Source organism: Angustibacter aerolatus (genome assembly GCF_054776675.1).
Genome location: NZ_BAAHBM010000045.1, coordinates 15,777 through 27,355 on the forward strand (window position 1 = coordinate 15,777; position 11,579 = coordinate 27,355).

Annotated in this window: 16 protein-coding genes; 8 read left to right on the forward strand and 8 right to left on the reverse strand. The window is 75.3% G+C overall.

From position 1 onward, the window contains the following. Positions 1–104: 104 nt before the first annotated feature. Both ACYVI6_RS11605 and murA read left to right on the forward strand, forming a co-directional pair. Positions 105–977, forward strand: a complete 873-nt coding sequence (locus ACYVI6_RS11605; protein ID WP_460446520.1) for an HU family DNA-binding protein — start codon at positions 105–107, stop codon at positions 975–977. 75 nt (positions 978–1,052) lie between these two features. Continuing rightward, positions 1,053–2,369: a UDP-N-acetylglucosamine 1-carboxyvinyltransferase gene (murA, locus tag ACYVI6_RS11610; protein WP_460446521.1), complete on the forward strand. Its 1,317-nt coding sequence runs from the start codon at positions 1,053–1,055 to the stop codon at positions 2,367–2,369. A 7-nt stretch (positions 2,370–2,376) separates the two neighbouring features. Here the strand turns inward: murA and ACYVI6_RS11615 are convergent, their stop codons facing one another. Both ACYVI6_RS11615 and cofC read right to left on the reverse strand, forming a co-directional pair. Further along, positions 2,377–2,574, reverse strand: coding sequence for a hypothetical protein (locus ACYVI6_RS11615; protein WP_460446522.1), 198 nt, complete (start codon positions 2,572–2,574; stop codon positions 2,377–2,379). 9 nt (positions 2,575–2,583) lie between these two features. Then, positions 2,584–3,207 (reverse strand): 2-phospho-L-lactate guanylyltransferase, encoded by a 624-nt coding sequence (cofC, locus tag ACYVI6_RS11620; RefSeq protein ID WP_460446523.1) that lies wholly within the window; start codon positions 3,205–3,207, stop codon positions 2,584–2,586. Positions 3,208–3,319: 112 nt separating this feature from the next. Here cofC and ACYVI6_RS11625 point away from each other — a divergent pair, with 112 nt between their 5' ends. Next, positions 3,320–4,144 (forward strand): lysophospholipid acyltransferase family protein, encoded by an 825-nt coding sequence (locus tag ACYVI6_RS11625; protein ID WP_460446524.1) that lies wholly within the window; start codon positions 3,320–3,322, stop codon positions 4,142–4,144. After that, entirely contained in the window at positions 4,141–5,142 is a 1,002-nt protein-coding gene (locus ACYVI6_RS11630) for an NAD(P)H-dependent glycerol-3-phosphate dehydrogenase (RefSeq protein WP_460446525.1), read from the forward strand. The genes ACYVI6_RS11625 and ACYVI6_RS11630 overlap by 4 nt, the downstream gene beginning before the upstream one ends. A 23-nt stretch (positions 5,143–5,165) precedes the next feature. Here ACYVI6_RS11630 and ACYVI6_RS11635 read toward each other — a convergent pair whose 3' ends face one another. Both ACYVI6_RS11635 and ACYVI6_RS11640 read right to left on the reverse strand, forming a co-directional pair. Next, a complete protein-coding gene (locus ACYVI6_RS11635; RefSeq protein ID WP_460446526.1) occupies positions 5,166–6,041 on the reverse strand; it encodes an alpha/beta fold hydrolase in 876 nt (291 codons plus the stop codon). Next, positions 6,038–7,174, reverse strand: coding sequence for a trans-sulfuration enzyme family protein (locus ACYVI6_RS11640; protein WP_460446527.1), 1,137 nt, complete (start codon positions 7,172–7,174; stop codon positions 6,038–6,040). Before ACYVI6_RS11640 ends, ACYVI6_RS11635 begins: the two co-directional genes overlap by 4 nt. 51 nt (positions 7,175–7,225) lie before the next feature. Between ACYVI6_RS11640 and ACYVI6_RS11645 the strand changes: the two genes are divergently transcribed. After that, the gene (locus ACYVI6_RS11645; protein WP_460446528.1) at positions 7,226–8,338 is read left to right on the forward strand and encodes a D-alanine--D-alanine ligase family protein; all 1,113 of its coding nucleotides are present in this window, start codon (positions 7,226–7,228) and stop codon (positions 8,336–8,338) included. Here ACYVI6_RS11645 and ACYVI6_RS11650 read toward each other — a convergent pair whose 3' ends face one another. From ACYVI6_RS11650 to ACYVI6_RS11660, 3 genes are read right to left on the reverse strand one after another with little or no spacing between them, the layout of a single operon-like run. Beyond that, entirely contained in the window at positions 8,339–8,743 is a 405-nt protein-coding gene (locus ACYVI6_RS11650) for a DUF4440 domain-containing protein (RefSeq protein ID WP_460446529.1), read from the reverse strand. Beyond that, positions 8,740–9,222 (reverse strand): DUF3515 family protein, encoded by a 483-nt coding sequence (locus ACYVI6_RS11655; RefSeq protein ID WP_460446530.1) that lies wholly within the window; start codon positions 9,220–9,222, stop codon positions 8,740–8,742. Before ACYVI6_RS11655 ends, ACYVI6_RS11650 begins: the two co-directional genes overlap by 4 nt. Next, positions 9,201–9,437 carry an Lrp/AsnC family transcriptional regulator gene (locus ACYVI6_RS11660; RefSeq protein WP_460446531.1) on the reverse strand — a complete coding sequence of 79 codons (237 nt, stop codon included), beginning with the start codon at positions 9,435–9,437 and terminating at the stop codon, positions 9,201–9,203. Before ACYVI6_RS11660 ends, ACYVI6_RS11655 begins: the two co-directional genes overlap by 22 nt. A 67-nt stretch (positions 9,438–9,504) precedes the next feature. Between ACYVI6_RS11660 and ACYVI6_RS11665 the strand changes: the two genes are divergently transcribed. Next, the gene (locus ACYVI6_RS11665; RefSeq protein ID WP_460446532.1) at positions 9,505–10,476 is read left to right on the forward strand and encodes a thiamine-phosphate kinase; all 972 of its coding nucleotides are present in this window, start codon (positions 9,505–9,507) and stop codon (positions 10,474–10,476) included. 66 nt (positions 10,477–10,542) lie between these two features. Beyond that, positions 10,543–10,764, forward strand: a complete 222-nt coding sequence (locus tag ACYVI6_RS11670) for a hypothetical protein (protein ID WP_460446533.1) — start codon at positions 10,543–10,545, stop codon at positions 10,762–10,764. A gap of 132 nt (positions 10,765–10,896) precedes the next feature. On the opposite strand, the gene rpmB is transcribed toward ACYVI6_RS11670, so the two are convergent. After that, on the reverse strand, positions 10,897–11,082 hold the full coding sequence (rpmB, locus tag ACYVI6_RS11675; protein ID WP_284290363.1) for a 50S ribosomal protein L28: 186 nt from the start codon (positions 11,080–11,082) through the stop codon (positions 10,897–10,899). A 148-nt stretch (positions 11,083–11,230) separates the two neighbouring features. Between rpmB and ACYVI6_RS11680 the strand changes: the two genes are divergently transcribed. Next, on the forward strand, positions 11,231–11,579 hold a 349-nt coding region (locus ACYVI6_RS11680; RefSeq protein ID WP_460446534.1), incomplete at its 3' end, for a DAK2 domain-containing protein.

An 11,579-nucleotide genomic window follows, 5' to 3' on the forward strand; every position in this document is an offset into this window, starting at 1 on the left:
CGCCCTCGCGACCCCTACCGTCGTCACGAGTCGGGCGTCGCTCGACCCTGTGGTCGCCCGGCCGGTGAGTCACCCGGCGCACATTCCATCGAGGGAGAAGTGCAGTGAACAAGGGACAGCTCGTCGACGCGCTCGAGTCGCGGCTCGGCAGCAAGAGGGCCGCCGCCGAGGCGCTCGAGGCAGTGGTCGACACCATCACCGTCACCGTGGCCAAGGGCGAGAAGGTCGCCATCACCGGCTTCGGCACCTTCGAGAAGGCCGCCCGCGCCGCCCGCACCGGCCGCAACCCGCGCACCGGTCAGCCCGTGCGCATCAAGAAGACCTCGGTCCCGCGCTTCCGCGCCGGCACCGCCTTCAAGGAGGTCACCTCCGACACGAAGGCGCTGCGCGCGTTCACCCAGGCCGCCGCCAGCCGCGCCGCCGGCGCCGTGCGCGCCGTCACCGGCAGCTCGACCGCCGCGAGCTCGGCCGCCAAGAAGGCCGCGCCGGCCAGCACCCGCACCGCGACCAAGACGGCTGCGACCAAGACGGCCGCCACGAAGACGGCCGCCACGAAGACCGCGAGCCGGACGGCCACGAAGTCCGCCAGCAAGACGGCCACCAAGACCGCCGCGCGCTCCACCGGCACCACGGCCAGCAAGACCGCGAGCAAGACCGCCAGCAAGACCGCGGCCACGAAGTCGTCGACCCCGGCGAAGAAGTCCACCGCCAGCACGACGTCGAGCGCACCGGCGAAGCGCAGCACCGCCAAGACCGCCACCAAGAGCACGACGGGCGCGGCCTCGACGAAGCGCACCGCCGCCAAGCAGCTGGCCAGCAACTCGACCAGCACGCCCACCAAGAAGGTCGCCGCCAAGAAGCTCGCCAGCAAGAGCACCAGCGCCCCGGCGGCCAAGACCACGGCCAAGAAGTCGGCTCCGGCCAAGAGCACCGCCAAGAAGACGACCACGAAGAAGACGGCCGCCAAGCGCGCCTGACCTCTACACGACCTGCACGACACGGGCCGGCACCCTGACGGGGTGCCGGCCCGTTCGTCTGTGAGAATCGGGGCCATGAGCGACGTCCTGACGGTGCACGGTGGCACGCCCCTTCGCGGTGAGGTCCAGGTGCGCGGCGCGAAGAACCTGGTGTCGAAGGCGATGGTGGCCTCGCTGCTGGGTGAGTCCGTGAGCCGGCTGCGCGGCGTCCCCGAGATCGCCGACGTCCGCATCGTGTCCGGGCTGCTCGAGCTGCACGGCGTCGACGTCAGCGGTGGGCCGGACGACGGCGAGCTGGTGCTCGACCCGACCAACGTCGAGCGGGCCCACGTGGCCGACATCGACGCGCACGCCGGCTCGAGCCGCATCCCGATCCTGTTCTGCGGGCCGCTGCTGCACCGTCTCGGCGAGGCGTTCATCCCCGACCTCGGTGGCTGCCGCATCGGTGAGCGACCGATCAACTACCACATGGACGTGCTGCGCCAGTTCGGCGCCGAGGTCGAGAAGCGCCCCGAGGGTCTGCGCATCCACGCCCCGAAGCGCCTGCAGGGCACCAAGATCGCGCTGCCGTTCCCGAGCGTCGGTGCCACCGAGCAGGTGCTGCTGACCGCGGTGCGCGCCGAGGGCCTCACCGAGCTGCGCAACGCCGCGACCGAGCCCGAGATCCTCGACCTCATCGCCGTCCTGCAGAAGATGGGCGCGATCATCAGCGTCGACATCGACCGCGTGGTGCGGATCGAGGGCGTCGACCGGCTCGAGGGCTTCAACCACCGGGCGATCCCCGACCGCATCGAGGCGGCGTCGTGGGCCTCGGCCGCCTTCGCCACCCGCGGCGAGATCTTCGTCGAGGGCGCCAGCCAGCCCGACATGATGACCTTCCTCAACGTCTTCCGGAAGATCGGCGGCGCCTTCGAGGTCGACGACCGCGGCATCCGGTTCTGGCGCGACGCCGACCCCAAGCGCGCGGTGGTCCTCGAGACCGACGTGCACCCGGGCTTCATGACCGACTGGCAGCAGCCGCTGGTCGTCGCGCTCACCCAGACCAGCGGGCTGTCGATCGTGCACGAGACGGTCTACGAGAACCGCCTCGGCTTCACCCGCGCGCTGAACGACATGGGCGCCACCATCCAGCTGTACCGCGAGTGCCTCGGTGGCCTGCCCTGCCGGTTCGGGCAGCGCAACTTCCTGCACTCCGCGGTGGTGTCCGGCCCGACCAAGCTGCACGGCGCCGAGATCGAGGTGCCCGACCTGCGCGGCGGCTTCAGCTACCTCATCGCCGCGCTGGCGGCCGAGGGCGACTCGCGGGTGCACGGCATCGAGCTGATCTACCGCGGCTACGAGCGGTTCCTCGACAAGCTCGACGCCGTGGGCGCGAACTACGAGCGCGGGTGACCCGGGCTCAGCCCACGCCGGTCAGCCACAGCCGCACCACCGGTCCGGTCTCGCCGTCGCGCTCGATCGAGACCCGCTGGCCGACGCGCAGCAGCCGCAACGTGCTGTGCGCGAACGCCTCCGCGGTGAACGGCACCCGCAGGCCGTCGTCGAGCAGCACGCTGCCGCTGCCGTCGTCGGCGAACTCGTGGACGGTGGCCTGCACGCGGGCAGGCTACGCCAGACCGGCGTCCGCAGCGGCGCGTGCGGTCAGCGGTCCCAGCCCCAGCTCGGCCGCGCGGCGCAGATCGGCCACGGTGTCGACGTCCTGGCGCAGCGAGGGCACCTGGGCGGTCAGCGGCACCGCGCCGAGCGCCTGGTGCGCCGCCGCGCTGCCCGGGCCGAACGCCGGGTGCGCCGCGACGCCGGCGCTGGCGGTCAGCAGCACCGTGCCGCTGCCCTCGTGGTCGGCGACCAGCGCCCGGTCGTGGCCCGCCGCCACCTGCAGCGCCTCCGACAGCTCGGCCGGGCGCAGCGCGGGCACGTCGGCGAGCAGCACCGCCACGTCGAGCTCCGGCCACCGGCGCGCGGCCGTCGCCAGGCCGGCGTCGACCGCGGCGTCCAGCCCCCTGGCCGGGTCGGCGAGCACCTCGTCGCCGGCCGCGCGGGCGACCTGCGACACCTGCGGGTCGCCCGTCACCACCAGCCGCACCGCGACGTCCGGGCAGGCGCGCACGGCCGCGAGCGAGTCGAGCGCGACCGCTCGGGCCAGCCGCACGCGGTCGGCCGGGTCGGCGACGTCGAGCCGCGTCTTGCCGCGGTCGGCGTGCTTGACCGGCAGGACGACGACCCAGGGCACCCCCCGATGGTCGCAGCCGTCGCCGTCCACCTCGACAACGCCCCGGGGCGACGACAGGATGCGAGCCGGGAGCGGTCGGCACGAGCCGACGCGGACGAGCGAGGGAGCGCGGGTGGCGTCGCTGCGGGACCAGCCCCCGGCGTACCGGGCGGCGGCCGCGGTGCTCCGGCCGATCATGCGCGCCGTCGCGCGGCGCGACTGGCGCGGTGCAGAGCACCTGCCGCAGCAGGGCGGGCTCGTGTTGTGCGCGAACCACCTGTCGTACGTCGACCCGCTGACCTTCGCGCACTTCCTGGTCGACAACGGACGGCCGCCGACGTTCCTGGGCAAGGAGCAGCTGTTCCGCGTGCCGGTGGTCGGCGCGGTGCTGCGCGGCGCCGGCCAGATCCCCGTGCACCGCGAGGGCGGGGACGCCGCGCAGGCCTTCTCGTCGGCCGTCGCGGCGATCGAGGCCGGCGCCTGCATCGGCATCTACCCCGAGGGCACGCTGACCCGCGACCCGGGCCTGTGGCCGATGGTCGGCAAGACCGGTGCGGCCAGGTTGGCGCTGATCACCGGCGCGCCGCTGGTGCCGGTGGCGCAGTGGGGGCCCGAGCAGGTGCTGATGCCGTACGGCAAGCGTCCGCACCTGCTGCCGCGGCGCACCGTGCACGTGGTCGCCGGCCCGCCCGCCGACCTCGACGACCTGCGCGACCGGCCGCTCGACGCACCCACCCTGGTCGAGGCCACCCGGCGGGTGATGGACGACGTGACGACGCTGCTCGAGGGCCTGCGCGGCGAGACCCGCCCCGAGCACCCGTACGACCCGCGCGAGCACGGGGAGCGGGCCCACGGCACGCCGGGCGAGTCGGTGCGCCGGGCGCAGCGGGCCACCGTCGTGGCGGCCCGCCGGCGGCTGGCCCAGGCCCGCCGGCTCCGTGCGCGGGGTCGGTCGTGACCCGCGCCGCGGTGCTGGGCACCGGCAGCTGGGGCACGGCCTTCGCGATGGTGATGGCCGACGCCGGCTGCGACGTGGTCATGTGGGGCCGCCGCTCGGCGCTCGTCGAGCAGATCGACCGCGACCACGTGAACGGCGACTACCTGCCGTCGGTGACGCTGCCCGACGCGGTGCGCGCCACCACCGACCCCGAGCGGGCGATGCACGGCGCCGACGTCGTCGTGCTGGCCGTGCCCTCGCAGACCCTGCGCGACAACCTCACGGCGTGGCGGCCGGTGCTGCCGGAGGGTGCCGACGTCGTGAGCCTGCTGAAGGGTGTCGAGCTCGGCACCACCCGGCGGATGAGCGAGGTGGTGCAGGAGGTCGGCGGCGTGCCGGCGTCCCGCGTGGTCGTCGTCTCCGGCCCGAACCTGGCCGGTGAGATCGCCCAGCGGCAGCCGGCGGCCAGCGTCGTGGCCTGCGTCGACCACGACACCGCCGAGCGGGTCGCGCACGCCTGCGCGACGTCGTACTTCCGCCCGTACACCGGCACCGACGTCGTCGGCACCGAGCTCGGCGGCGCGGTGAAGAACGTCATCGCCCTGGCGGTCGGCATGGCCGACGGGCTGGGCCTCGGTGACAACACCAAGGCCACCATCGTCACCCGCGGCCTCGCCGAGACCGCCCGGCTGGGGGAGTCGCTCGGCGCCGACCCGGCGACGTTCGCCGGGCTGGCCGGTCTGGGCGACCTCATCGCCACCTGCATGTCGCCGCTGTCGCGCAACCGCACGTTCGGCGAGCAGCTCGGTCGGGGCATGACGGTCGACGAGGTGATCGCACACACCCGGCAGACCGCCGAGGGCGTGAAGTCGTGCCGGTCGATCCTCGACCTGGCCCGCGACCAGGGCGTCGACGTGCCGATCACCGAGGGCGTGGTCGCCGTCGTGCACGGCGACATCACCCCGGCCGAGATGGGCCGCAGACTGCTGTCGCGGGCCCGCAAGCCCGAGAACCCCTAGCTCCGCAGGGGTTGGGCGTCGGGTCAGCGGGCCGCGCGCTCGGCCAGCCAGCCCTGCACGCGGTCGATGCCGCGCAGCAGCGAGAGGTGCCCCTCGTCGTCCTGCACGTCGGCGTCGCCGGGCAGCCGGTCGGCCAGCCAGTGCCCGTGCGACACCGGCACCATGAGGTCCTGGCCGCCGGCGACGACCAGCGTGGGCACCTCGACGGCGGGCAGCTCGAAGCCCCAGTCGGCGAGGAACGCGAGGTCGTCGTCGAGCCAGCCGTCGACGCCGGTCGCGAGCCCGTCGTGCATCGTGTCGTGCAGCCAGGTGCCGATCTCGCCGTCGAGCGCCGTGACGTCGACCGGCGGCAGCAGCGTCTGCATCGTCTCGACAAGCTCGTGCGTGCTGCCCGAGAGCATGCCGGCGCGGGCGGTCTCGAGCCACGGCCGCAGGGTCGCCTCGCCGGACGCCGCGGCGCCGAACTCGTCGAGGTTGTCCTGCCCCATGCCGGCCAGCCAGTCGAGGCCCTCGGCCCGGTAGGGGGCGACGCCCGCGACGCTGGCCGCGGCGAGGCAGCGCCCGGGCAGCAGCGCGGCGCAGGCGAGGGCGTGCGGGCCGCCACCGGACGACCCCCAGGTGACGAAGGTGTCGAGGCCGAGGTCGTCGAGCAGCACGGCGACGTCGACGGCCGCGGAGGCGACGGTGCGCCCCGCCTGCCGGGTCGACCCGCCGTACCCGGGCCGGTCGTAGGAGATGAGCCGCAGCCCGCGCTGCTGCGCGTCGCGCAGGGCCGGGGGCAGCAGGCCGCCCGAGTCGGGGGTGCCGTGGTGGGCCACGACGGGCAGCCCGTCGCCCCCGCCGTCGTGCACCCGCAGCACGCGCCCGTCGGGCGTCTTGACGTCGACGATCTCGGTCATGCGCCGGATCCTCGCAGAGCCTGGTCGAGATCGCGCCACAGGTCGTCGACGTCCTCGATGCCGACCGAGAGCCGCAGCAGGTCCTCGGGCACGACGTGCGGTTCGAGGGCGTGCCGGCGACGCCGCTCGAGCGAGGACTCGACGCCGCCGAGCGACGTCGTGTGCACCCAGATGCGCGTCCCGTCGCACACCCGCTCGGCCGCCTCGGGCCCGCCGTGCACCTCGACCGACACGATCGCGCCGAACCCGCCGCGCATCTGCTGGCGGGCCAGCTCGTGTCCGGGGTGGTCGGGCAGCGACGGGTGCCGCACGCGGCGGACGGCGGGGTGACCCTGCAGGCGCCTCGCCAGCTCGGTCGCGTTGGCCTGCGCCCGCTCGAACCGCACGGCCAGCGTGCGCAGGCCACGCAGCGCGAGGAACACCTCCTGCGGGCCGGCGATCGCGCCGTGGGTGCGGCGGTGCACCTGCAGCCGGTCGCGCAGCATCGCCCCGCGGCCGTCGGGGCGGGTGACGGTCGCGCCCAGCACGACGTCGGAGTGGCCGGCCAGGTACTTGGTCACGGAGTGCACGACGACGTCGGCGCCCAGCGACAGCGGCTGCTGGCCGAGCGGCGTCGCGAAGGTGTTGTCGACCACCGAGATCAGCCCCTGCGCCCGCGCCGCGCCGAGCACCGCCACCAGGTCGCACACCTCGAGCAGCGGGTTGGTCGGCGACTCGAGCGTCACCAGGTGCGCGCCGTCCATCGCGTGCAGCACCGCGGCGGTGTCGCCCACCGAGACCCGTCGCACCTCGAGGCGTCCGGCGGCCTCGGCCTGGTCGAGCCACGCCTTGGTGCCGCTGTAGGCGGCGTCGGGGGCGACGACGACCGAGCCGTCGGGCACCAGCGACAGCGCGGCCGACACCGCACCCATGCCCGAGCCGAACACCAGCGCGTCGCCGCCCTCGAGCGCGCCGAGCGCCTCCTCGAACGCCGTCCAGGTCGGGTTGCCGCCGCGGCCGTAGTCGACCGGTCCGTCGGCGACGAACGTCGAGCTCAGCACCGGCGACACGTTGACCGGTGCACCCGGTGAGGTGTCGGGGCGGCCGCGGGTGACGGCCAGGGTCGCGGGGGAGAGGGTCGCGTCGTCGTCCACGCCTGCAGGGTATGCGGGCCGGGCGCCCTGGCCTGGGTAGGGTCGGCGCTCGTGAGCAAAGCGAAGCGTCCGCGGGTCGCCGTGGTGTTCGGTGGCCGGTCCAGCGAGCACTCCATCAGCTGCCTGACGGCGGCCGGCGTGCTGCGGGCGATCGACCGCGACCGCTACGACGTGGTGCCGGTGGGCGTGGCGCGCGACGGTCGCTGGGTGCTGGCCGCCGACGACCCGGCCGCGCTCGAGGCCAAGGGGTCGGTGCTGCCGGTCGTCGACGACGCGCGCCCCGGTGTGCTGGTGCCGACGAGCACCTCCGACCGCGAGCTGCAGGTGCTCGAGCCGCACCAGCCGCCGCGCGCGCTGGGCGACGTCGACGTCGTGCTGCCGCTGCTGCACGGCCCGTTCGGCGAGGACGGCACGCTGCAGGGCATGCTCGAGCTGGGTGACGTGCCGTACGTCGGCTCGGGCGTGCTGGCCTCGGCGGCCGGCATGGACAAGCACGTGATGAAGGTGCTGCTCGCGGCGGCGGGTCTGCCGGTCGGGCCCTACGAGGTGGTGCTGCCGCGGCAGTGGGACGCCGACCCAGCCGCCGTGCTCGACCGGCTGGCCGGCCTGGGGCTGCCGGTGTTCGTGAAGCCGGCGCGCGCCGGGTCGAGCATGGGCATCACCCGCGTCGACGACGCCGCGCGGCTCACCGAGGCGATCGAGGCCGCGCGCGCCCACGACCCCAAGGTCGTCGTCGAGGCGGGCATCGAGGGCCGCGAGCTCGAGTGCGGTGTGCTGCAGGACCTCGACGGCACCCCGCGGGCCAGCGAGCTCGGCGAGATCGAGGTCGTCGGCGACCACGACTTCTACGACTTCGAGGCCAAGTACCTGGCCGGCGACGACGTGCGGCTCACCACCCCCGCCGACGTGCCCGCCGACGTCCGACAGCGCGTGCAGCAGGTCGCCGTCGAGGCCTTCGAGGCCATCGGCTGCGAGGGCCTCGCCCGGGTCGACGTGTTCTGGACGACGGCGGGCGAGGTCGTGGTGAACGAGATCAACACCATGCCGGGCTTCACCGAGCACTCGATGTACCCGCGCATGTGGGCGGCGTCCGGCGTCGACTACCCGGCGCTCGTCGACCGCCTGCTGCAGCTGGCCCTCACCCGGCCCACCGGCCTGCGATAGCTAGCGCTCGTCGTCCCAGACCAGCGAGGTGATGCGCCAGCCCTCGCCGGAGCGCAGCAGCTGCAACGACTTCGCCCCTCGGCCGGTGTGCCGCGTGCCGCCGGCGGTCCACTCCTTCGCGTAGGTGCACCAGTGCTGGGCGAGGTCGCCGAACACGTCGGTGCGGCCCTGGACCTCCCACTCGCGGAAGCCGGTGAGCGTGCCGCCGGCCAGCAGCGCGCGACGCGGCTCGACGAAACCTTGCACGTCGTAGACCGTCGGGCCGGTGCCGTCGAGCCGCACGACCGTGGCCCAGGGCACGAACAGCGCGGTCAGCCCGTCGAGCCGCGCGTCGAGGTCGGTGCCGGAGGTGAACGCGTCGAAGAAGGTGTCGACCAGCTGCTGCACCGCCGCGACGTCGCTCACTGGGTGCACTCCCTGGTCTGCGGCAGGCCGCGCACGACGGCCGAGAAGTCGGGCAGCACCAGCGGTTCGGGGTGTCCCGCGACGCGCGGCACCAGCACCTCGACGGCGGGGGAGCGGCCGTAGCTGGTGAACGCGCTGCCGTCGCGCAGCGGGCGGCGCACCCAGTCCACGCCGTCGACGCCGACGCACTCGTCGGTGGTCGGGCCCGGGTCGGCCACGCCGCAGCGCCAGATCACGCCGTCACGACCCCACGCGGCGACGGCGGCGGAGTCGGCCGTCGTCGGCGTGCGGGGCCGGTCGCGCACCGTGGCGGGCAGCGCCCTGGCCAGCTGCGCGCAGACCGGGTCGGCCCCGCCGTCCGGCACCGCGACGTCGACCGGCCGCCCGCGCCACCAGGCGAAGGCGGTCGCCAGCGCCACCACCAGCACCAGGCCGAGGCCCGCGGCGACGACGCCGGTCAGACGTGGACGACCGTGCACGTGAGGGTGCGGGTGATGCCCGGGACGTCCTGGATGCGGGCGATGACCAGCCGGCCGAGCTCGTCGACCGTGCTGGCCTCGACCCGCGCGATCACGTCGTAGGGGCCGGTGACGTCCTCGGCGACCAGCACGCCCTCGACCGCACCGATCGCGGCGGAGACGGCCGAGGCCTTGCCGACCTCGGTCTGCACGAGCACGTACGCCTGCACCGCCACGTCGTCATCCCCTGTCGTCGGGCCGGACCCCGCGGCCCGACCGGTGCCAGCACGCTACCGTGCGGCCGTGCCAGCCGACCACGAGCCCGTGCTCGGCGACCTCGGTGAGGACGGCCTGCTGGCCCGGCTGCTCCCGCGGTTCCCGGCGGCCCCCGCGACGCTGCTCGGTCCGGGCGACGACACCGCCGTGGTGGCCGCGCCCGACGGCCGGGTGGTGGCCACCACCGACGTGCTCGTCGAGGGCCGCGACTTCCGCCGCGACTGGTCGAGCGCGGCCGACGTCGGCTGGAAGGCGGCCGCCCAGAACCTCGCGGACGTCGCGGCGATGGGCGCCGTCCCGACCGCCCTGCTCGTGGGGCTGGTCGCGCCGCCCGAGCTGCCGGTGTCGTGGGCGCTCGGGCTGGCCGACGGGCTCGCTGCCGCCTGCGCGGGCACCGGAGCGGGGGTCGTCGGCGGCGACCTGTCGTCGGGCCGCGAGCTGGTGGTGTCGGTGACCGCGCTCGGCGACCTGCAGGGGCGCTCGCCCGTGCTGCGGTCCGGCGCGCGGCCGGGTGACGTGCTCGCCGTCGCCGGCGTGCTCGGCCCCTCGGCCGCCGGCCTGGCGCTGCTGCTCTCCGGCCGCCCCGACGTCGCCCCCGAGCTCGTCGACGCGCACCGCCGTCCGCGCCCGCCGTACGCCGCCGGGCCGATCGCCGCGCTGCACGGGGCGACCGCGATGCTCGACGTCAGCGACGGCCTGCTGCGCGACGCCGGCCGCATCGCCCGGGCCAGCGGCGTCGTCCTCGACCTCGACCCCGTACTGCTCGCGCCGCTGACCGAGCCGCTGGTGCTCGCCGCCGCAGCCCTCGGCGTCGACCCGCTCGACTGGGTGCTCACCGGCGGCGAGGACCACGCGCTGCTCGCCGCCTTCTCGGCCGGACCGCCCCCCGGCTTCGTGCCGCTCGGCCGGGTCGTCGCGGCGGACGTCGGGGGGCCGCGCGTGCTGGTCGGCGGCGCCGCTCCCACGTTGCCGCCCGGCTGGGACCACTTCGGCGGCTAGCTCGCGCTCGGACCCCTGGTGGCGCGGGGTGCCCCCGTGCCGTTCGGTGTGGCGCAGGGTGCCCCCGTGCCGAGCTGGGTGGTGCGGGGTGCCCCCGTGCCGTTCGGTGTGGCGCAGGGTGCCCCCGTGCCGAGCTGGGTGGTGCGGGGTGCCCCCGTGCCGAGCTGGGTGGTGCGGGGTGCCCCCGCGCCGAGCTGGGTGGCGCAGGGTGCCCCCGTGCCGGACTCGGTGGCGCAGGGTGCCCCCGTGCCGGACTCGGTGGTGCGGGGTGCCCCCGCGCCGTCCTGAGTGGCGTGAAGTGCCCCCGCGCCGTCTCGGGATGTGCGGTGCCCCGCCCCGGAGGCTGGCGCCGAGCGGGTCAGGACGCACCACGGGCCGGCACCCGAGGTGGGTACCGGCCCGTCGTGGGGTGGAGCAGGGTCAGCGAGTGACCTTGCCCGCCTTCAGGCAGGAGGTGCAGACGTTGAGTCGCTTGGGCGTGCCGGCGACGGTCGCACGGACCCGCTGGATATTCGGGTCGAAGCGTCGCTTGGTGCGACGGTGCGAGTGCGAGATCGAGTGGCCGAAGCCCGGCCCCTTGCCGCAGACGTCGCAGGTGGCAGCCACAGGTGTCTCCAGAAGTCGGTGTGTCGAGGTGTTCCGCTGCCGGCAGATGGGTGCCTGGCAACCACGACAGCGTAACGGACGCCCGCCCGCCCGCCCAAACCGGCGTCGTGGCACCCCCGGTGTCGCAGGTGCGCGTTAGCCTCGCAGCGTGCTCGACCGCCTCGACGCCCCTGCCGTGCGCCGCTGGGCCACCACCGCGCTGTCGCGGCTGGGCGCCGAGCGCGCCGCGCTCGACGCGTTGAACGTCTACCCCGTGCCGGACGGCGACACCGGCACCAACCTGCACCTCACCGTGCAGGACGCCGTCGCCGGGCTCGGGTCGCGACCGGCCGAGGGGGACGACGCCGCGGGGGTCGCCGACGCGATGGCCCGGGGGGCGCTGCGGGGCGCGCGCGGCAGCTCGGGCGTCATCCTCAGCCAGCTGCTGCGGGGGTGGGCCGACGCGCTGCTCGCCGACCCCGAGGGCGGGGCCGCGGCGGTGCGCGACGCGCTGACCC

Coding starts and splice junctions, on each gene's coding strand:
- murA (WP_460446521.1), top strand. CDS start 1,053: ATGAGCGACGTCCTGACGGTGCACGGTGGCACGCCCCTTCGCGGTGAG.
- ACYVI6_RS11635 (WP_460446526.1), bottom strand. CDS start 6,041: ATGACCGAGATCGTCGACGTCAAGACGCCCGACGGGCGCGTGCTGCGG.